General features: G+C 58.7%; 19 protein-coding genes. 10 read left to right on the forward strand and 9 right to left on the reverse strand.

Annotation, left to right across the window (positions count from 1 at the left end):
• The first annotated feature begins 40 nt into the window (after positions 1–40).
• A complete protein-coding gene (locus tag VNX23_RS30075; protein ID WP_325635365.1) occupies positions 41–1,000 on the forward strand; it encodes an N-acetylmuramoyl-L-alanine amidase in 960 nt (319 codons plus the stop codon).
• 62 nt (positions 1,001–1,062) lie between these two features.
• Here the strand turns inward: VNX23_RS30075 and VNX23_RS30080 are convergent, their stop codons facing one another.
• The 3 genes from VNX23_RS30080 to VNX23_RS30090 form a co-directional block, all read right to left on the reverse strand.
• On the reverse strand, positions 1,063–2,136 hold the full coding sequence (locus tag VNX23_RS30080) for a hypothetical protein (RefSeq protein WP_325635367.1): 1,074 nt from the start codon (positions 2,134–2,136) through the stop codon (positions 1,063–1,065).
• A 163-nt stretch (positions 2,137–2,299) separates the two neighbouring features.
• Positions 2,300–3,535 (reverse strand): PAS domain-containing sensor histidine kinase, encoded by a 1,236-nt coding sequence (locus VNX23_RS30085; protein WP_325635369.1) that lies wholly within the window; start codon positions 3,533–3,535, stop codon positions 2,300–2,302.
• 587 nt (positions 3,536–4,122) lie between these two features.
• Positions 4,123–5,010: a helix-turn-helix domain-containing protein gene (locus VNX23_RS30090; RefSeq protein ID WP_325635371.1), complete on the reverse strand. Its 888-nt coding sequence runs from the start codon at positions 5,008–5,010 to the stop codon at positions 4,123–4,125.
• A 735-nt stretch (positions 5,011–5,745) separates the two neighbouring features.
• Here VNX23_RS30090 and VNX23_RS30095 point away from each other — a divergent pair.
• Together VNX23_RS30095 and VNX23_RS30100 are read left to right on the forward strand one after the other, a co-directional pair.
• On the forward strand, positions 5,746–6,552 hold the full coding sequence (locus VNX23_RS30095; protein WP_325635373.1) for a DUF2092 domain-containing protein: 807 nt from the start codon (positions 5,746–5,748) through the stop codon (positions 6,550–6,552).
• A complete protein-coding gene (locus tag VNX23_RS30100; RefSeq protein ID WP_325635375.1) occupies positions 6,549–6,761 on the forward strand; it encodes a hypothetical protein in 213 nt (70 codons plus the stop codon). Before VNX23_RS30095 ends, VNX23_RS30100 begins: the two co-directional genes overlap by 4 nt.
• 189 nt (positions 6,762–6,950) lie before the next feature.
• Here VNX23_RS30100 and VNX23_RS30105 read toward each other — a convergent pair whose 3' ends face one another.
• Positions 6,951–7,475: a hypothetical protein gene (locus tag VNX23_RS30105; RefSeq protein ID WP_325635377.1), complete on the reverse strand. Its 525-nt coding sequence runs from the start codon at positions 7,473–7,475 to the stop codon at positions 6,951–6,953.
• Between the two features lie 193 nt (positions 7,476–7,668).
• Between VNX23_RS30105 and VNX23_RS30110 the strand changes: the two genes are divergently transcribed.
• Together VNX23_RS30110 and VNX23_RS30115 are read left to right on the forward strand one after the other, a co-directional pair.
• Complete coding sequence (locus VNX23_RS30110; protein WP_325635379.1) at positions 7,669–8,022, forward strand: diacylglycerol kinase; 354 nt, start codon at positions 7,669–7,671, stop codon at positions 8,020–8,022.
• A gap of 109 nt (positions 8,023–8,131) precedes the next feature.
• Positions 8,132–9,436, forward strand: a complete 1,305-nt coding sequence (locus VNX23_RS30115) for an LssY C-terminal domain-containing protein (protein ID WP_325635381.1) — start codon at positions 8,132–8,134, stop codon at positions 9,434–9,436.
• 276 nt (positions 9,437–9,712) lie between these two features.
• Here VNX23_RS30115 and VNX23_RS30120 read toward each other — a convergent pair whose 3' ends face one another.
• A complete protein-coding gene (locus tag VNX23_RS30120) occupies positions 9,713–10,552 on the reverse strand; it encodes a hypothetical protein (RefSeq protein ID WP_325635383.1) in 840 nt (279 codons plus the stop codon).
• A gap of 357 nt (positions 10,553–10,909) precedes the next feature.
• Positions 10,910–11,098 (reverse strand): hypothetical protein, encoded by a 189-nt coding sequence (locus tag VNX23_RS30125; RefSeq protein ID WP_325635385.1) that lies wholly within the window; start codon positions 11,096–11,098, stop codon positions 10,910–10,912.
• An 881-nt stretch (positions 11,099–11,979) separates the two neighbouring features.
• Here VNX23_RS30125 and VNX23_RS30130 point away from each other — a divergent pair.
• From VNX23_RS30130 to VNX23_RS30145, 4 genes are all read left to right on the forward strand, one after another.
• Positions 11,980–12,735, forward strand: a complete 756-nt coding sequence (locus tag VNX23_RS30130; protein WP_325635387.1) for a transporter — start codon at positions 11,980–11,982, stop codon at positions 12,733–12,735.
• 240 nt (positions 12,736–12,975) lie between these two features.
• Complete coding sequence (locus tag VNX23_RS30135) at positions 12,976–13,257, forward strand: hypothetical protein (protein WP_325635388.1); 282 nt, start codon at positions 12,976–12,978, stop codon at positions 13,255–13,257.
• A 355-nt stretch (positions 13,258–13,612) separates the two neighbouring features.
• Positions 13,613–13,909: a hypothetical protein gene (locus VNX23_RS30140; protein WP_325635389.1), complete on the forward strand. Its 297-nt coding sequence runs from the start codon at positions 13,613–13,615 to the stop codon at positions 13,907–13,909.
• Positions 13,910–14,431: a hypothetical protein gene (locus tag VNX23_RS30145; RefSeq protein ID WP_325635390.1), complete on the forward strand. Its 522-nt coding sequence runs from the start codon at positions 13,910–13,912 to the stop codon at positions 14,429–14,431. It abuts the gene before it with no gap.
• A gap of 641 nt (positions 14,432–15,072) precedes the next feature.
• Here the strand turns inward: VNX23_RS30145 and VNX23_RS30150 are convergent.
• Positions 15,073–15,741 (reverse strand): hypothetical protein, encoded by a 669-nt coding sequence (locus VNX23_RS30150; RefSeq protein ID WP_325635392.1) that lies wholly within the window; start codon positions 15,739–15,741, stop codon positions 15,073–15,075.
• 130 nt (positions 15,742–15,871) lie between these two features.
• Entirely contained in the window at positions 15,872–16,627 is a 756-nt protein-coding gene (locus VNX23_RS30155; protein ID WP_325635394.1) for a ThuA domain-containing protein, read from the reverse strand.
• Between the two features lie 519 nt (positions 16,628–17,146).
• Here VNX23_RS30155 and VNX23_RS30160 point away from each other — a divergent pair.
• Positions 17,147–18,706 carry a 2-isopropylmalate synthase gene (locus VNX23_RS30160; protein WP_325635396.1) on the forward strand — a complete coding sequence of 520 codons (1,560 nt, stop codon included), beginning with the start codon at positions 17,147–17,149 and terminating at the stop codon, positions 18,704–18,706.
• Between the two features lie 33 nt (positions 18,707–18,739).
• On the opposite strand, the gene VNX23_RS30165 is transcribed toward VNX23_RS30160, so the two are convergent.
• Positions 18,740–19,165 (reverse strand): endonuclease domain-containing protein, encoded by a 426-nt coding sequence (locus VNX23_RS30165; RefSeq protein ID WP_325635398.1) that lies wholly within the window; start codon positions 19,163–19,165, stop codon positions 18,740–18,742.
• Positions 19,166–19,662 lie beyond the last annotated feature (497 nt).

Raw genomic sequence — 19,662 nt, forward strand, 5'->3', positions numbered from 1 at the left:
CATGTCAGCCGCTATGCTGGCGTTCGGGAGGGCGAGCACAATGCGCTGCGACTCTATTCGTGTGCCCGGCGGCATCCTTGCTGGATTTTGGTCCCGCCGCCGCACCATGATCGCGGCGATGTCCGCGTTGGTGCTGCTGCCGATCGGGGTCAGTGATGCCGGCTCGCGCTCACATGTCTCCAAAAGCTCGTCACGACATGGCAAGTCGCCTAAGCACGTCGCCTCGTCAAAGTCCCAACATGTCAAGCTTGCCGCCCTGGGGCCGCACGGCTTGAATCCGTCTGCCCTCAAATTGGTGGCAAATCCGTGCGATCCCGCGAAATTCAAGATCGTCCTGGATGTCGGTCATACCGCCGAATCGGAAGGCGCGATCAGCGCACGCAACGTCGCGGAGTTCGTCTTCAATCTGCGCCTTGCGCGGCGGATCGAGGAGAAATTGAAGACGGAAGGTTTTGCCGAGACCAAATTGCTCGTGACCGAGGGCAGGGCGCGACCAAGCCTCTTCAGGCGTGTCGCCGCCGCCAACCGTCTGCACGCGGATCTCCTCCTGTCGATCCACCATGACGCAGTGCCCGACTCGTTTCTGGAGAATTGGGAATTCGAGGGCAAGAAGAGCCATTTCAGCGACCGCTTCAGCGGTTATTCCGTCTTCGTCTCCCGTAACAATGCCGACTTCAGGGCGAGCCTTCTGTTTGCCAACCTCATCGCCAGGGAAATGAAGGCGCTCGGCCTGCAATATGCCCAACAATACAGCCAGCCCGTCATGGGCCGGTACCAGCACCCGCTGTTGAACGAGGAAACCGGTGTCTACAGCTACGACAAGCTCATCGTGCTGAAATCGACAGGAATGCCTGCCGTGCTGCTGGAGGCGGGTTCGATTATCAACCGGGACGAGGAACTCAAGATGGCCTCGCCCGAACGCCAGGACATGATCGCTGGCGGTGTGACCACGGCCGTGAAGCAATTCTGCGAATCCCGCTCCGTTCAGATGGCGCAGTGAGGGGATTGGAAACAGATCAGGTCGAAACGGCAGTCCGATAACCGATCGCTGATTTCGGTTGTTTACCGCGCCCTGATCTCGTCGAACCGGGTGAGCGCTTTTTCAAATTTGGCGTTGAAGAGCCACATTGCATCGAGGATCTCGCGGACGGTTGCGGACGTTCTCGCCCTGTCGGCCTGACCAAAAGCGAAGATGCTGTTGTTGCGCAGATATCCCATGTTGGTCGCACCCGAAATCCTGTAGTCGACCAGGTTGCCTGACTTCAAGGCAGAGATGGTCGGAGTAGGGATGATCTGGATAAGCTCGAAGAACTTCATCTGGTCGATCGGATCCGGCAATGTCTTCACGATCGCCGGCAAATGCGGGAAAATATCGGCGTGTGCGCCCATCAGGCCGTCTCGCACGGCGGTCCAGTGGTTGTAGCGATGGTCGAGCCCGCCGGCGCGTGCCTCTTCCCTGTCGTCGCGAAGGCTCAGAGCGGGATCGAAGGCTGCGATCGACTGTTTCATCGCCGCCCATTTCCTTCGGCCTTTTTGATCTTCGCTTGGGTCGGTTTGCATGCTGCCCTTGTATTTGTTCGAGCGCGCATTGCCGATGTTCTGATTGCCGTTGGTCTCGGCAAAGAAGATGCCCAGGCTGACGCGACCCGCCGCTTCGGCATGGGTCGCATCCAGGCCCCTGGCTCGTGCAATAGCCGTTCCCAGATCGACGACGTCCTTGAACGGCGTATCCGATTTTTGCGCATCCGCAGGCGGCGCTTCCATGAGGTCGAAGAGTTTCCTGTACTCATCGATGAGCGGCTCATTGTCGGCGTCAAAGTACGCCGGAGGGATTTTGAACTTATTCGGCCTTCCGATTCTGGACGGAAGCGCGTCGGTGAGGTCCTTGTAGGCGCTCATCATGTGGATGCGCGCAAGATAGAGCGCCTGTCCCGGCAGGTTCGGCAGTCCTTGTTTCGAACTGATCTGCGCGCGCCGCTGGCCGAGGACGAGCTCGAAATTCTTCACGGCACCATTGTAGGTCTCAAGTGCGTCCGATGGTTTTTTTGCAAACGCGCCCGGCTGAGCCGAGGCCGGCGGCATGAAAAAGAATCCAAGAGCAAGAGCTGCCGCAACACCGTGGCCTTTGATCCCCATGGCCGTCCCCAAAACCTGCTTTCACCGATCGAGATTGACTGGATCGTAAACACCGAACGCGCCGCCTGGCGAGACGGGAAGCGCCCGTCACCGAGGCGCGGCGACCACGACCCGGATGAACGCGCGCGGCCCTGCGAGATGATCGATGCCCCTCGATTTTCCTCTAGTCCGGGCGTGGCGCTGTCCGCGGCAGGATGAGCGAAACGGCGGTCCCTCCGCCGGGCTCGCTCTTGAGGTTGAGCTGGCCACCTAACCGCTCCGTGACGATGGTGTAGACAATGTGCAGACCAAGGCCGGTTGCGCCGCAATGGCGGCGGGTGGTGAAAAACGGATCGAACGCCAACCGCTTGATCTCCGGCGCCATGCCGCAGCCATTGTCGGCTATCAGCAGTTCGACATGGTCGGGCCCGGACGCAACCATCCTGATATCGATGGTTCCGTCGAGCTCGTCCGGGAATGCATGCGTCATGGCGTTGACGACGAGATGCGTCAGCGCCTGTCCGAACGGGCCGGGGTAGCTGTCCATCACGAGACCGCGCTCGCATTGAATGTCGAGAGTGATGGCGTGCTGCTTCAAATCCCCTGTGAGATGCGACAGGACCTGCTCGGTCAGTGCGCTCGCGTCGAAGCTGCGCCGATTCGACTGAGTCTGATCGAGCGCCACCTGCTTGAAGGATTGTATTTGTTCGGCGGACCGGCCCAGATTGTTCACCAGCTGGGAGGCCGCATCCTGCACGAGATCCAGGAACGCGTTGAGGCTCGAACGCCTGAGGTCGCCGCTCGCGGCTTCCGCCGCAAATTGCGCGGCCTTGTGCTGCAGCATGGAGGCAACCGTCAGACCGATACCGACGGGGCTGTTCACCTCATGCGCGATACCAGCCACCATCCGGCCAAGGGCCGCGAGTTTTTCAGCCTCGATCAGCGAAGCCTGGGTCTCCTGCAGATGCCGCAAGGCGGCCTCCGCCGCGTCGCGGGCGTCGCGGACCTGCCGCTCGGCGCGCTTGCGCTCGGTGATTTCTTCGGCGGCAACGTTGACCGCAACGATCTCGCCGCTTGGGGCATGCAGCGGATGCCAATACGTCACCCAGTGCCGTTCCTCGACCTGGTCGGCGCGTTGGCCGGCGACCTCGACCCCGATCACCGGCTCGCCGGTTTCCATGATCGAGCGCACGATCGCTTCGACGGAATCCGCCAGTGCCGGCACGCAATCGCGGACAAAGCGGCCAAGATGATCCTCCACCGAAATCCCGCAAATCTCGGTGAGGCGCTGGTTGATCTGCAGGTACCGGCAGTCGGGGGACAGGCAGGCGAGCCCGATCGGTGCCGTGTCGTAGATCTGCTGCACAGCGGGTTGCTGCGCGAACAGAATCACCTCGGAAGCTTTTGATGAACTCGGCACTTTCGCCATCACGATCCAAGCCCGCAGAATACCCGGAAGGACTGCGGCCAGTAAACACACCGTGCATCGCCATGGTAGGATGGCACCTATCCCGCGCGCAGCGTGGTTGTAAAACGCGCATTAGCGAGAAATTCGGGTTGGCTCGGCTTCGAGGCAGCTCAGCGCTATGTCCGCCTTGATATGGCCACCCTGCCGCCTGGCAGGCACGCATCAGCGCGGAGCGTTGGGCCAGGTTGAGACAAATGGATCGTTTCCGACATTCTGGCGACAGCGTCCATTGCGCCAGACGAAGCCGACCGAGCAGACGTGGCTCGCGGCTGGTCCGGCTCGATAGTACTGACATCGGCCATGGGAGTCGCGATGCAAACCGGCACCGCATCCGCCGGCGGCGTTTGCGTCATGCCCTGCGAGCAGGGGAGAAAGAGAGAGCATGGCGACAACAAGCCCAAGTCTGGTCATAAGCGTCTCCACGGTCAGGTAGCGATAAACGGGTGCGCAATACGGCCTTTGCCGGCACTGATTTCCGTCAAAGGTTATTAAACACGCTCTTCCAGGCCGGACCCGAAGCTGGAACAACAGGTCATCCGCTAGTCGGCCTGGCCCTGGGGGACGATCGGCAGCGGGCCGTCGGAGTGAGGTAACGTGGACTCGTTGCGTTCGAGATTGCCTGTCTGCGTCCGACCATTGCGGACCTTGGAGCGCCCGGCGTGATTCAACGGATCGGGTGCGGGCCAGCTTTCGGATGAAATGGCTAACTGGGCAAGTTTGGTCCTGTCGTGCAGCACAACCTGTCGGTGGGCGTATCCTCGGAAGCTTATCAATCCCTCGCGCCGAAAGATCGACAGGGCGCGCGATACCGACTCAATGGTCAGACCGAGATAGTCCGCGATATCGCGTCGTGTCATCGGAAGGAGCATTTCCTTCTGCGATTGCAATCGCCGATCCATCTCGAGCAGGAATGCCGCGACTCGCTCGATCGATGTCTGTCGACCCAGGAGCAGCACATGGTTTTCAGCGTGTTGCAGGTTGGCGGCGATCAATTTCAACGCTTGCCTGGTGCCGGTGAGGCCCTCGGCTGATTCCCCGAACACTTGCGTGCATTTGGCAATCAGAGCATCGGTATCGACGATTGCTTCCGCGGTGAACCGATGCGCATCGCCGTTTTCGATCCCGAAAATGTCGCCGGGCAAATAGAATGCTCCGATCTGACGACGACCATCGGGCAGAAGCTTGAACGTGCGGACGGCACCCGAAAGGATCCGGTATACGTATTGCGGTGTCTCTGTTTCTGCAAAAACCTCAGTACCTGCGCGATATTTGAACTCGCTCCAGAAGGCTCTTTCTCCGATGACGACCTGAGACTCCGACGCGCTGGTTGAATGCTGACTTCCCACCTCAAACATAACGCGACTCCAAATATTATTGTTTTTGAAATATTGGTCCCAACTTGAGCACGCTTCTGGTGGCCAGCGCAACCGAGTTCATGATCATGAAAAAAATTGGCGTAAAAAATCGGGCGGGAGACCCCGAGTTACTTGCCATCGGAGTGTGCGATGCAACGGCTCGCTCGAAGGCAATTTCCGGGTTTTTTTTGTGCTTATCCTCGGCGTTGCGGCCAACGTTCATGCGCAATCGGCGGTCGCGGACAAAATAGGAGCGCGCCTGCAGAGCGCGGCGCAGAAGCTTCGAATGGTGCGGCCATGATCTCACCAAATTTCGCGATAACTCCGGGCGAAAGCCGAATGCCTTTCTGCATGATGGCACATCAGGACAGCGCGGCTCGCAATCTGCAAATGCACATCCAGCTCTGCTCCGTCGCATCGAGGATCAGATTTGTGATCGTGTCGGGCAGATTACGGCGAGCATTCCGCATATCGGCGGCGGAGGTCTGGCACGGCTTGCTTGTGTTGCCACAATCTTTTTGATCGCACTGCTCCGTTCTTCGCCTTCAGGCATATCAGTCATGAAGTCGGCGAAAGCCGCATAAAGCAAATGTTGTTCGGGAACTTCGGTGGGATCCCCAAAGGATGGCCGTTGAAGCGGCGGTTCCCGTGGCGGGAGTTGATTGCGGCCGATTGAAGAAAAGCGCGGCTCAATGATCTGCCTCAATATGCCGGCGGCCTTTACGTACTAACAACCCCTCCGATGGCCGCGCGATTACGCGATCTTTATGACGGCCTCGCTGCTGTTTTCGCAAAAAGGAGGTATTCATGGTCAAGGATGCGATAAAAAAAGGCTCGCTCGGCCTGATAACGCGCGCGCTGCTCGCCTCAGCAATGTGCGCCGGCGCGTGCGCAAGTGCCAGCGCGGGCGAGGCCGACGCGAAGCAATTGCTAAAAGGGATGTCGGACTATGTGGGCTCGCAGCAGGCGATCTCGTTCAACTACGATGCCGGCCTCGAAGTGGTGACCAAAGAGGATCAGAAGCTTGCGCTGATGAGTTCCGGAAGTGTCGTGCTCAATCGGCCCGACAAGGTCCGCTTCACGCGTGCGGGCGGATTTGCCGACATTGAGGGGTTGTTTGACGGAAAGACGCTCACGTTGCTCGGCAAGAACGCCAATATCTACTTCCAGGCAGACGCTCCCGGAACCTTCGATCAACTCGTCAATGAGCTCCAGGAGAAGGTTCAGCGGCCGTTGCCCGGTGCCGATCTGCTGCTGACGAATTCCTATGACGAGCTAATGAGCGACGTGATCGACATCCAGGATCTCGGCAGCGGCGTGATCGGCGGTGTCGAGTGTGACTACCTGGCGTTCCGCAAGAAGGAGGTCGATTTCCAGGTCTGGATTGCGCAAGGAAATAAGCCCTATCCCTGCCGGTTCAGCATCACCTCGCGCACGGTGCCGGCAAGCCCGCAATACAGCATTCAGTTTCGCGACTGGAAGACCGGCGGTGACGCCGAAAAGGCCGACTTCACCTTCAAGAACGCCAGCAACGCCGCCAGGGTCGAGGTCGTGGAGGTTCGCGAAAAATTCAGTGATCTGCCGGCCAACTTTACCGTGGGAGTTGCAAAATGAAGATTGCAAGACGTCTCTTCCTGACCATCGCTGTTGCGCTGGTCGCATTGTGTGCGCTTGATTTCGCTGGCCAACTGCCGATCCCCGGAGCGGACAAGCTGGCTTCAACCGCACAAGCCAGGGTCGGACGGCCGTTGACCCCCGTCAGTGTCGCCGGCGTGGCCCGGCGCACCGCCCGGCGCTGTGCCGCCGGCGTTTATTATTGCTGACACTGTGATCTTGCGGTTGAGGCAGTGCGTCGCACCTCCTCATCCTCTTGCTCAATCACAGAAAGAGGCGGCTGTTGGGCCGCCTCTTTCTTTCCTGCTGTATCTGCCGACGCTACGACGCTACATCGATCGTCGCCGCAGTTGAGCGACGAGCGGCGCGTTCAGCCGGTGCCGTTGCGCATCGCCTCATCAATAGCCGACCCAGGCGCCACCGTAGTTGCGATAGTAAGCCGCCCTGGCCACAGGACGGGCAACATAGCCGGCAGTGGTGCCAGTGCCGTACCAATTCTTGGATGAATGAGGATTGCAGGCATAGCCGTGGGGATTACGACATTCATAGTCACCCCAGGTACTGGCGGCAAAGTAGCCGGAATTTGGGTAAGGCCCACCGGCATAGGCATAAGGTCCGCCACCATAATAACCGCCACCATAGTAACCCCAAGGTGAGGTGGCTGCGGCTGCGGCCGTGCCGATAGCGGCGGCCGCCACACCGGCACCCACCACGCCTGCGCCGTAGCCGTACGCGGCGCGCCGGTTTTGTCGGCGCGCAACCCCTGCAACGCTCACGGGCGTCAGCGGGCGACCGACGCGCGCCTGGGCGCTCTCGATCGACAGCGAGACGCCGCGCTGCTCAGACCAGCCGAAGGAGAGGAGTGCCGTACACGCGAAGGTCGTGGCTGCGATCGCGATTTTGCCTGGAGACATCAGCTTCATGGTTTTTCTCCATTAGTGTGCCCCTTGCTGCAAACCATATCCCTCGGCCGCCTCAAAAGCATTGCGTTAGATCAACCTGGCGCTCCAATCAGCGCCTAGATCAAGAGTGCGCCCCACGGAAGAAGCTTTTTTCATCCGACCGGCACGGAGTTGAGCGGGACGAGATGCCGAAAACCGTGGAGGGAAGGACACCGTGAACCGACTCGTTATCGCCACGATCCATTCGCTGCGGGGACTGCGATACACGATCGCCAATGAAACCGCGGTGCGCCAGGAGGCGATCACGCTGGGTCTGGCGATTCTACTCGGCTTCTACCTCTCACCTGGCCCGGCTTGGTACGTGGCCATGATCGGCGTGCTCCTTATCCTGCTCGCGGTCGAACTGTTGAATACGGCGATCGAAAAGCTCTCCGACCACGTCACCCCCGAGCACCACGTCGAAATCGGCATCATCAAGGATGCAGCGTCTGCGGCCGTGTTCTGCCTGCTGCTGGTCGCCATCCTGGTATGGGCCGTGGCGATTTCGGTGCGTTTCGGATTTCTTTAGGTGCTTGTGAGTGCCAAGGTGGTTTGATCAAGAATCGAGGACCGTTCGGCGATGACAGGCTCGGCGTTGGAAATCGGACATTCTGGACATGCGATGGCGGTTGATGGCAATGAAAAACTCTCGCACGCGTAAAATCCTTATCGCCGCGATCGCGGTGATTGCGTTGGCTGCGGTACTGGCCGTTCTCAACTCCTTCGAGTTCAATCCTCACTCGAGTGACGCCTCGACTTTCATGGCCCGGGCGCAGCAGAAGTCTGCCGCTGGAATCAAGGTCAATGCCAGCGCTCTCGGCGCAAGCGAAAGTCTCCGGTTTTTCGGGGAAAATCTTGCCAGATATAACATCCAACCCGTCTGGCTCTCCATCGAAAACCAGACCGACGATCAACTCGCACCTATTCCCATTGCTATGGACCCTGATTACTATTCGCCCTACGAGGTTGCTTATCGATTTCATGGCCTCATGTCCTTTGCAGCCAATCGAGCGCGCGACGAGTTCTTTCTGAGCCATCAAATTGCAAGCATCCTGCCGGCTCACTCGACAACGACCGGCTTTGTGTATGGCGTCTCCGATGCCGGAATCAAATTTGCCCACATCGTCATTGCCGGGCGGAAGCGCCTGGAGACCTTTGATTTCGCTTTGCCCGTTCCGGGACCGAAGTTTGTCGGTACCGACATTGGCGCTGATACCCTCTATCCCGGCAAGAAGATCGAGGATCTCGACCTTGGTTCATTGAGGGCGACGTTTGCGAAGCAGGTCTGCTGCACGAGCAACGCCGAAGGAACGCGCAACGGCGATCCACTCAATCTCGTCATCATTGAAAGCCGGCAAAGTCCGATCGTTCCTTTCATCTCCCGTGGCTGGCATCTTGCCAGGCAACTTGATTTTGCAAGTGCCATCGAAACCGCGCGCGCCTTCGTCTTTCGGGATGAGTTTCTGACTTCTCCGGTGAGCCCACTCTACGTCTTCAATCGCAGGGAAGACTTCGTTCTGCAAAAGGCCCGATCCACGATAAATGAACGCATTCATGCACGATTCTGGCTTACGCCATACACCTTTGAGGGACGAAGGATATGGATCGGGCAGGTGAGCAGGGATATCGGAGTACGGCTCACTTCTCAGACATGGAATTTGACCACGCACAAAATTGCGCCCGACGTCGATTTTGACCGGACATATTTGCTGCAAGACGTTGTAATGTCGGAATTTGTCGAACGATATGGCTACGTCGATGGCGTTGGCGCCGCCCCGGCTTCCGCACCGCGCCCGAACCTGACCGGCGATCCCTATTACACCGACGGATTGCGCGCCGTGATATTCCTCTCCGATGAAACGATGCCGCTGGTCGATATCGAGCGGCTTTCCTGGGAAACCCCATCAGCGCCGCGTGAGGAGGCCGGTCGCGGCGATCAGTAGTCGGCTCGCGGCCCGGCGCACGACAACCTCGCCGACCGAGATCGCTGCTTTCGGCGCCGTCGCTCGCGGGAACAACTCCAGAGTCCTGGTTCGAAGCGCTGGTGTGGCGGTTCAGAAGTCCACATCATTACTGCAGCGAGTCAATATGCGGACTTCTGAACCCAAGCCACACTAGAACCAATATGTTACTGGCGTCCTTTCGATTCCGAAGTTCGCAAACCAGGTTGCCGCGCAATGATGCGAACTTCGTAAATCAGGACACTGGATTATCAGCACCTAGAAGGCCCTGCCGTGCTCAAAGCGACTATCATCAGCCGCGCGCGATTCAGATACGCTTGAGGTGCGCTTTTGCTGCTCGACTTGCAGCACTCTTACGGCTTGGCGCATCGGTTCCGGCGAGATACGGATCAGTCGCCCGAAGCCCTGCTCCAATTCGAGAAACCCCCCGACAGCGCCCGCTACAGCGAGGGCGCAAAGCGTCAACACGACCGCGGATGTCAAGTTGTGGGGCGCGAATAGACCGAAACTGGCGAAGAGGAAGACCAGCCAAAACACCAGGAGAGCAACGAACGCCTTTGGAGTTTCCTGTCCAACCTGTTGGGCGAGAAGCCAGCGTGTATCACCGATCTTTGCGGCGAGTGTCATAGCCTGCCCCAGCCACCATTGGTCGCGTGGGGTTTGAGGTTTCAGGGCCAGCAGCGTATCTTCGAGCCGCTGGAGTAGTTCGTACGTCGTCGAATCGGCGAGATCTATATTTGTGGCATCTTCGGGGAACAGATCGACAGTCTTTTGTTCGGCGTATTGGCGCAGCGTCCCGCGAGCCTGGTCTGCAGCCGAGCCGTATCGGCGCAGAATCTGGTCAAGTCGGAGTATTTGGGCTGACAGACCGGTAACTTCGCCCCCGAGCCGGGTGAATGTTGTATTGGCGTTTGAAATGAGAAGCCCAAGCACCAGCGCCGAAACAGTGGCAACGACAGCCGTAGACATGTTTACAAGGCCCTTGGTCTCGTCTGTCAGATGATGCGCCGGCAGGCGATTTCTCATCTTCCAGCCGGCGAACGCCCCGGCCAGGAGTAGCGCGTACACGATAAGCCCGATGATCAGCGGATTTCTCATGATTAGGTTCCATCGAAAGCGCCGGTTGGAGGTACGATTCTCCAGCGATTCATTGTTCCGTAGATTGTTCCGTAGGCGGCACAGCAGTTCCGCGAACCCCTAACATGCAATCCCGCTGATTTTGAGGTGGCTTTGTGGACAAGCCCTCGCCGGATTCGGATGATGCGATGGCGCGCTGACCTTCAGCGAGCCGAGGGCAACCTGTCCCGCGGTAGTTTGATCACCGCCCGGCGTGCTTCAACCGATCGGGTGTGGGCCAGCTTCGGAAAAGGTGGCTAGTCCAAGCGTGGCGTTCCTATCAGGATCATCTCGCCGGTGCCGAGGAAGTGATGTGGCCGCGCAGAAGACATCTCCACATCAGGACATCGTGCGCGAGGTTGGAAACGTCCCCACTTCGGCTTGTCGCGCCAGCTTCATCCATCTTTCCGCCAGGTCCAGCCAATCCTGTGAGAAACGCTCCGACGCCTGCTGCGCCATTTGATGGCACACATCGGCCTGGGCGCGGTAGTACGCCGCCAAAACCTGAAGGAGGGCCGGATCCGTCATCGTGCTGTCCGAGAGGCTCAATGCGTTGTCCGCGCGAACGCTGCGGCCGACGACCTCATGAAGGTAATTATCTGAGATGACTCTCCGATGTGTCGGTCGGCCTGCGAACATACATAGCGCATGGAAACTGTCCCCTTGACGGTCAAGCGGCTAATGCGAACGGCAAGAAAAGGCCCGACATTTGCGCCGGGCCAGACGTCTGGTGGTCTCAGGGGGTTCCGTTGTGGATCAGGAGCGAGTCGACGTCAACGCAAGATATTTGTGATCTTGCGCCAGACAATTGTGCGGCGACGTCACCGCCAGAAGTTCTTGAATCGATCGGGTATTGGTTCGGTGTAGCGCCCCGCCTGCCGGGGGTCATTCGGCGTTATCATCCCGTTCGCGGCTGGGCTCGCCTTTCGGACTTCGTGATGCGCCGGTTGCAGGCATCGAAATCCATCAGCCCGTCTGGCCACCATCTTCAAGTCAAATTCCGGCCGCACCTCGACATCGTTCTGCCACCAGACCGCTCGGCTCCCGGGTTAGGGGATTTTGAGTGGCTGAGAGGACAACGCTGGCTGGATCACGCTTTGCGCCGTTCGTGGCCGACGTGAGCTGCGGTAGTGCTCAAAACTGCAGGCCATTTCATACCAAGGCGACCTTTCCCGAAGGTTGTGACTGGCCGGATGACGATACCGACATCCGCATTTCATTGCTCAAGCCTGTCTGAACGCGATGCCGCTGGCCGCTGCAGCGGGGGACGGTTGAAAATGCCGGAACCAAATGGTCCAGCCGACATCAGATATGCGAAGCGCGGCAAGCGGCTCAGTAAGTTGGCGTAGTGGTCTGTCATGCTGTGGGAAGGTAGTCGGGTCTCTCGTGCTCTTGTTGTCACGGGGTTCATGACGATCATCGCGGGGCACGCCCGCGCAGAGGGAGAAAACTGTCCGACGCCGAAGGATGAAATCGCCACAGACCGTCCGGACGTAACGAACTCGAGTGTGGTCGTGCCCTTCGGGAGCTTTCAAAGCGAAAACGGCATCAACACTTACTCGCGAGACGGCGGTCGGGAGATCGACGGCACAAACACCCGATGGCGGCTGGGGATTGCTCAGTGCCTCGAGATTTTCGTCGACGTCCCCACTTATTTTGCCAACATCAAGGCTCCAGGAAATTCGGGTTGGACGGATGTGGCTCCTGCTGTGAAATGGCAGATAAGCCCGGTGCCCGGGAAATTCGATGTGTCGGTGACTGCGGGAATCTTTCTTCCAAGCGGCAATGCTCAAATAGCAGGCAGTGGTGCCCAGCCATACCTGCAATTGCCGTGGTCATGGGAATTGCACGACGGCTGGGGGTTGAGCGGCATGTTCACCGAATTCTTCCGCCCGACCGAATTGACTACAAGGCGCGTGACAGAGACCACTTTTGTCATCGAAAGGAAAATGACTGAAAAGCTGAGTCTGTTCACGGAGTATGTTGGGGACTATCCCGAAGCAACTGGTCCCATTGTCCTGCTGAACTCTGGCGGCATGTACCGCTTCACGCACAACCAACAGGTGGATTTCCACGTCGCCTTTGGCCTGAACCACAATTCGCCAAGCTACACTTTGGGTGTGGGTTATTCGTTTCGAGTCGACACCTTGTTTGCTGCCAAATAGTGCATGTACGCAGACCGCAACATATCGGCGTCGGTTCAGCAGTGGGCACTGGAAAAAAAGAAGTCTGAAGTGTGAAGTAATTCACACCCGGATCTGTGAAATAATTCACACTCCTGATCAATCCACTTGACCGGGCGCAAGTGAATGGGTGTTACCGAACAGAAATTTTCGCGATCCGCTGCCGTTCACGAGGCCGGCCACGCCATCGTGGCGTGGTTCTTTGGGTTGCCTCTAGGGGCTATGCGGATCGATGCCGGAGATTCAGGCGGCGAAACACAGATCGGCTGTTCTGATCGCTTGACGCTTGCGGAGCAAATCGCGGTTCGCTGCGCCGGTGGGATTGCACAGGCGATCTTTGAATGTCCCGGCAATGAGGTTGCAACCTTCAAAGACAACTTCGAAGTCATGAAGCTATTGGAGGTGCACGGCTATACCGAGAGCAAAGCGGCGCCCTGGCCGTGCGCTGTCAGGGTTGCAAAATTGCTGAAGCGATACTGGAAGCCAATCGCAAGAAGACGTTAGCGTTAGCCGATCAACTTGTTGAATGTGGTCGGATCGGTGCGTGCGACGTCTTGAGGTTGATCAAGGGCTGATCTCCTCTCTTTCGTGCCGCCTGCGAAATGAGCTTTGAGGGTCTGGCGTCGAAGACGCGAGGCCGTTCCGATCAGGCAGCAAGCGCCAGTTCGAGCTCGCAGTGCCGTGGTTTGTAAGGCTGGCTGAGCGAAGCGGACATCCAGGCGGACATCGATGTGCGCGGGCAGGGCTGAATGAACCGGCTCGGAATCGTAAATGGACCCATCTCGGAAGTAGCCTAGTCCCGCAGCGGCCGGATATACTTTGATGCGGTGGGACTGGAACCGGGACGCATGGTGGCCTCATGTACATGTTCATTCGAAAGTACAGCAAGGTTCCTTCGGTTGCAGATGCTGCTCGCCGCGCCAAAAGCGGCATCGGTCGAATCCTGAAGGAATCGGACGGATTTAGATCGTATTATGTACTGGATGGGGGCGGAGGCGTCGGCATCGCCGTAATGATCTTTGAGGACCGCGAAAGTGCCAATGCGGCGAACAACAAGGTACTGGAGTTTGTTCAAGCGAGCCTGCTTGACCATAATCTTGGAGACCCCGAAATCGTCGCCGGAGAAGTTTTGGTCAACATCGAATCCGATACGTAATTGTTCGCAAATTTGGGGAAGCCAGTGATAACCGATAGTTCCAGGATGAGCTTACTGTTCGCCTTTGGCGTGCTCTCAGCGTTGCTGATCTCGCCGCAGGCCAGCGCACAATCGACCGGCGGAACCAGCAAATGGACCGTGATTGACGTGACCGCGGCGATAAATCGTTCCATAGAGGAAAGCAAGGAAGGCGTCGAACTGCGCGAAAAGATAGTGCGCCGCTTTTCCGAATGCTCGCTGATGTATGGGGGTCTTTCAACGCTGACCTCCAATGCCGAAGCCAAAAAGAATTACGTTCAATCCCAGATCGCAACGATGGAAGTTGAATCGACGATTGCCAAGCCATTGCAATCGGGAAAGAGACTGGAACTCGAAGAAGAAGCGCGAAAATCAGTGGCGGTGATGTTGCGCGCCATCAACGTGCAAGGCGACAAGGAAGTGGGTCCGCTTCTGAAGAATTGCAAAGCGTTAAATGATTTGAAGGAAATCAAGAATGCGTTGCGCGAGCTTTCACCCCAGTAAAGCCGAACTGCAGCGCTTTTTTCGAGTTGGCCCTTGCCACCAGTCGGCTCTGCGCCCGATAGCCGGCAACAAAGCGCAGCAAATCGGTGCTGCTCGCTCGTGCGGTGGGTAAATCCGACCGGTCTATAGCGTTTTCGAGCGAAGTGGATACCGGTTCGCGTGAAGAAAACGCGTCAAAACAAAAGATTAGAGCCTCGGTTCTGATTCAATCAGAACCGAAAAGGCTCTAAGGATTGGAAGGTCTGTGGTGCCGGCGGATGATGGCCTCGCTCTTCAATGGAGCACAGGAACTCTTTTCCGCGTCTTCTCGGGTCGATTCGGCACTGGTCCATACCTGTTGGACGCCGGTGAAGAACAGATAACGACAATGCTTCTTGTAGAAAGGCACCGGGTATTGCTCACTCAGACGAGCAGCCTCTATCCTTGACCCGACCAAAATTCCGCGATTGAGACCATAGCCGGCCAGCAAAACTACCGCCAAGCCCAACAGCGCCCAGAGAGCTAACGATAATCGCATGCTTCACCTCAAAAGGCGCCACCCGGGCTACCGGCTGCAATCAGGGGGCTTGACGAGAATGGTTCCGGTCGAGATTCGAATTCGTGTAGATGGCGAAACATCGCCGAAATGCTTGGGTTGGCCTCTATTGTTCCATGCATCGTAGAATGAATTCCGTGCGGTCTCTGGGCAGGACCCCCTGAGCATCGGCCATGTGACGGCATTTGACCTGTTCGACATGTGCGGCGAGGATCTTGGTCCTTCGCTCCTCCGTTTCCGGGTCGACTACCCTGATAATCTTCACCTTGATCGGTGAGCCATCCGACTCGAATTGAAGCTGATAATTCCTGCCTTTCTCGTCGGTGGCTGCGCAGGACACGCTGGACACCTGTTGCAACGCGAGATTTCCAATCTGCGTGCATCTCCCGGATGAGGGCTCGACGGAGGCGATCGGCAATCCCTCCGCCTTCGGACTGTCCTTGGACTTCAGGAGCACCCGGTCTATCGGCAGCTCGTAACGGTTATCCTGCTGTCTATTCCCGCTCTCACCCGAAAACGTGATGATGTGACTTTCATCGTCCGGATCGTTCAGGGGAACGGTGAACGCAGATCGGCCTCCCGGGCTGTGCGAAAAGGCGATAGAGGTGCATGCGAAATCGCGTTCGGCGACCTTCAACGTGCTGCATTTGCCAGCCATGGTGGCGAACACGTCGCTCTCGATCTCCTGAGCCCTGAGGGCGACGGAAGTAATTGAAAGGGAAACAACGATAGCAACCGCTCGCCAGCAGATGCGCATAAAAAATCCCTCAGCCATGGAATAGCTTAGGGTTCCAACGACAAAGACGCAAGCGAGCGCCGCAAATCCCGGATCGGCTTGCGGCTCGGCTGGCCAGCCGAAACCGGTGTTGGACCGCCTGAACGTCATGGCCAGGCGGGCGGCGGCATCAAGCCGATCTTCTCGTGGACCAGAGAATGGCGTTGGTGAGGATTCTCTGGTAGCGCGGGTCCTGCCAGACTGAGGCCTCGTGGCCGAGCGACGAATAGAATACTCGCCCCTCGCCGAAAAATCGTTTCCAGGCGAGCGGCCAACCATAGAAGCGTTGGTGCACACCGGCCTTGCCGAGGTCCACCGAGCTTGGGTCGAGGCGCAGGAGCACGCGTGATCCACGATAGTCGAAGTCGCTGATCTGGTAGATTTCATCATTCAACTGCAACGAGCCCCCGAGAAACGCCACCAGCGGATCTGCAGCGTCAGCTACCTCGATCGTCACGGCCTGATGCCAGGGATGACCATTGAAGTAGCCGCCGATCAGATCGAGATAGTCCGGCCAAGTGTAGAATGTATCCGTGGCCGAGTGAACGCCGAGGAAGCCGCGGCCCGAGCGCACAAAGTCGAGAAGCGCCATCTTTTGCAGGCCGCTCATCGGAATCTCACCGCTTGTGTAGAACATCACGGCGGCATAGCGCTCGAGGTTTGCGGGCGAAAATTCAGACAAGTCTTCGGTGGCGATGACTTCAAACGCGCCGGAATTCTTTCCAAGCTGCGTCAGGATTTCCCTAGAAAGCGGTATGACGTCGTGCCGATAGCCGGCCGAGTATGTGAAATAGAGGACACGTTCCGGCCGGCTTTGTGCGCGCGCGGCGAGCGGTTGGATTGCCGCGGCGCTGCCGAGGAGCGTGATGAACTCGCGTCGCGTCACAATCCTCTCCCGAGGCCAAACCGGCAGCCAATTAGGTCAGCCGGGTTGACCATCTTTTGCCGTTGCGGCTGCAAGCGTTTCTCGTCTAGAACGACGGCGAGAAGTGCTTACCTCGAGGCAACCAACCGTCAACGGTTTTGGCCCAGGATGCGCCTGACGAGCGCGACCAGCAAAAGTGGAATCCGGTTTTGCGTCCGGTCGCGCTCTAAACTATTGATTGAGCGCATGATCTTTTCACCAAACCGCTTACACTTTGGTGGATCATGCGCGAGGGTCTGGCAATGATGATTCGCGGCGAAACGCGTGGAATTTTGCGGGAAGGGGCCCATGCCGCCCCTCATCCTTCGATTCCGGCCGCGACCTTGCCCACCCTCCTTCTCGGCGGGCTTCTGCTTCTTATCGGCCCCTGAGGGCCGTCTGGGCGGTTTTAAGCCTGGGCACTCAGGGGTTGCGTGAGATCAACAGAACCCCTTCAGCGCCCTAAGGAGCAGCGGCGCACTACCTAGAGGAACCTTTAAAATGGCCCCCGTGAACAAGTCCGAGAAGGACCGCGTCATCATTTTCGACACCACACTGCGCGACGGCGAGCAATGCCCCGGCGCCACCATGACTTTCGAGGAGAAGCTCGAGGTCGCCGAGATGCTCGATGACATGGGCGTCGATGTCATCGAGGCCGGCTTCCCTATCACCTCCGAAGGCGATTTCCAGGCGGTGAGCGAGATCGCCCGCCGGTCCAAAAACGCCGTCATCGCAGGATTGTCGCGTGCGCATCCGAAGGACATCGACCGCTGCGCGGAAGCGGTGAAATTCGCGCGCCGCGGCCGCGTCCATACCGTGCTCGCGACCTCGCCGCTGCATATGCGCGTGAAACTGAACATGACACCGGAGCAGGTGATCGAGACCTCGATCGCCAACGTCACCCGCGCCCGCAACCATATCGACGACGTCGAATGGTCGGCCGAAGACGGCACGCGCAGCGAGATGGATTTCCTCTGCCGCATCGTCGAGGCCGTGATCAAGGCCGGTGCCACCACGGTGAACATTCCCGACACCGTCGGCTACACGGTGCCCGAGGAATACACCCACTTCATGCGCACGCTGATCGAGCGGGTGCCGAATTCGGACAAGGCGGTGTTCTCGGTCCACTGCCACAACGACCTCGGCATGGCGGTGGCGAATTCGCTGGCCGGCATCGCCGGCGGCGCGCGGCAGATCGAATGCACCGTCAACGGCATCGGCGAGCGCGCCGGCAACGCCGCGCTCGAGGAAGTCGTGATGGCGATCAATGTGCGCCACGACAAGTTTCCGTACTGGAACAAGATCGACACCACGATGCTGACGCGCGCCTCGAAACTGGTGTCGGCGGCCACCTCGTTCCCGGTGCAGTACAACAAGGCGATCGTCGGCCGCAACGCGTTCGCCCATGAAAGCGGCATCCACCAGGACGGCGTGCTCAAGGATGCCGCGACCTACGAGATCATGCGCCCCGAGATGGTCGGCCTGAAGCAGTCCTCGCTGGTGCTGGGAAAACATTCCGGGCGCCACGCCTTCGTGCACAAGCTCGAGGAGATGGGCTACAAGCTCGGCCAAAACCAGATCGAGGACGCCTTCGTGCGGATGAAGGCGCTCGCCGACCGCAAGAAGGACATCTACGACGAGGATATCGAGGCGTTGTTGGATGAGGAGATCGCAGCCGCTCACGACCGCATCAAGCTCGTTTCGCTCACGGTGATCGCCGGCACCCACGGGCCGCAACGCGCCACCATGAAGCTCGACGTCGACGGACAGATCAAGATCGAGGAAGCCGAAGGCAACGGTCCGGTTGATGCGGTGTTCAACTGCATCAAGGCGCTGGTGCCGCACGAGGCAACGCTGGAGCTGTTCCAGGTGCACGCGGTGACCGAAGGCACCGACGCGCAGGCCGAGGTGTCGGTGCGGCTCGCCCATGAGGGGAGATCGATGACGGCACGCGCAGCCGATCCCGACACGCTGGTTGCTTCCGCCAAGGCGTATCTCGGTGCGCTCAACAAGATCGTGATGAAGCGCCAGCGCGACGTGCCGGCGGCTGCGGCGGGGTGAGACGCGACAGTCATCCCCGGGCAATTGCCAGACTCACCTCTCCCCGCGTGCGGGGAGAGGTCGGATCGCTCCTGGCGATGCGGAGCATCGTCCAGCGCGATCCGGGTGAGGGGGAGCTTCGGCAAGCGCGTTGGCGATGGCCTCAAGCACTCCCGTAATATTTGTCAGGACATCATTGTTCCAGAACCGCATCACGCGATAGTTGCGACTAGCTAGCCATCTGTCTCGAACGGCATCGTGTGGACTGTTCACATGCTGCCCACCATCCACTTCGACGATCAGGCGTATCTCCCGGCAAACGAAATCGACCGTATAAGGTCCGATCGGCTCCTGCCGTACGAATTTGAATCCGCAGAGACTCCGTGACCTAAGTTTGCGCCAAAGCGCGCCTTCGGCGTCCGTTGCATTCTTCCGCAAACGCCGAGCCCGGTTGCTCCTGGATTTATCGGCACCTCGCATGCCGCCAGTCCCCCTCACCCGGATTGCGCATTGGCGCAATCCGACCTCTCCCCGCAAGCGGGGCGAGGTTAACACCTCTCATTACTCGCGTCTCGGAATGACTCCTCTTCGTCATGGCCGGGCTTCGTCCCGGCCATCCACGTCTTTATTTCCAAACTACGAAAGCAAGACGTGGATGCCCGCGAAGCAGTTCGCAGGATGGGTAGAGCGTCAGCGATACCCATCGCTTCTCTGCCCGCGGCGTTGATGGGTTTCGCAACAGCTTCAACCCACCCTACGGGCTGCATCGCGTCCGGGACTCGGCAGTTGCGCACCCGTCATTCCGGGGCGCGCTGAAGGCGCGAGCCCGGAATCTATCGTGCCGCCGGAGCGTCAGGAGAAATGGATTCCGGGTTCGATGCTAACGCATCGCCCCGGAATGACTCCTCTTCGTCATGGCCGGGCTTCGTCCCGGCCATCCACGTCTTTATTTCCAAACTACGAAAGCAAGACGTGGA

Origin of the sequence: Bradyrhizobium sp. (genome assembly GCF_035570375.1) — a bacterium.
Lineage (GTDB): Bacteria > Pseudomonadota > Alphaproteobacteria > Rhizobiales > Xanthobacteraceae > Bradyrhizobium.

Bases quoted from the DNA above. Each gene is read 5' to 3' on its own strand.
- VNX23_RS30075 (WP_325635365.1), top strand. From the start codon at position 41: ATGCGCTGCGACTCTATTCGTGTGCCCGGCGGCATCCTTGCTGGATTT.
- VNX23_RS30080 (WP_325635367.1), bottom strand. From the start codon at position 2,136: ATGGGGATCAAAGGCCACGGTGTTGCGGCAGCTCTTGCTCTTGGATTC.
- VNX23_RS30095 (WP_325635373.1), top strand. From the start codon at position 5,746: ATGGTCAAGGATGCGATAAAAAAAGGCTCGCTCGGCCTGATAACGCGC.
- VNX23_RS30100 (WP_325635375.1), top strand. From the start codon at position 6,549: ATGAAGATTGCAAGACGTCTCTTCCTGACCATCGCTGTTGCGCTGGTC.
- VNX23_RS30105 (WP_325635377.1), bottom strand. From the start codon at position 7,475: ATGAAGCTGATGTCTCCAGGCAAAATCGCGATCGCAGCCACGACCTTC.
- VNX23_RS30115 (WP_325635381.1), top strand. From the start codon at position 8,132: ATGAAAAACTCTCGCACGCGTAAAATCCTTATCGCCGCGATCGCGGTG.
- VNX23_RS30120 (WP_325635383.1), bottom strand. From the start codon at position 10,552: ATGAGAAATCCGCTGATCATCGGGCTTATCGTGTACGCGCTACTCCTG.
- VNX23_RS30125 (WP_325635385.1), bottom strand. From the start codon at position 11,098: ATGACGGATCCGGCCCTCCTTCAGGTTTTGGCGGCGTACTACCGCGCC.
- VNX23_RS30130 (WP_325635387.1), top strand. From the start codon at position 11,980: ATGACGATCATCGCGGGGCACGCCCGCGCAGAGGGAGAAAACTGTCCG.
- VNX23_RS30135 (WP_325635388.1), top strand. From the start codon at position 12,976: ATGCGGATCGATGCCGGAGATTCAGGCGGCGAAACACAGATCGGCTGT.
- VNX23_RS30140 (WP_325635389.1), top strand. From the start codon at position 13,613: ATGTACATGTTCATTCGAAAGTACAGCAAGGTTCCTTCGGTTGCAGAT.
- VNX23_RS30150 (WP_325635392.1), bottom strand. From the start codon at position 15,741: ATGGCTGAGGGATTTTTTATGCGCATCTGCTGGCGAGCGGTTGCTATC.
- VNX23_RS30160 (WP_325635396.1), top strand. From the start codon at position 17,147: ATGGCCCCCGTGAACAAGTCCGAGAAGGACCGCGTCATCATTTTCGAC.
- VNX23_RS30165 (WP_325635398.1), bottom strand. From the start codon at position 19,165: ATGCGAGGTGCCGATAAATCCAGGAGCAACCGGGCTCGGCGTTTGCGG.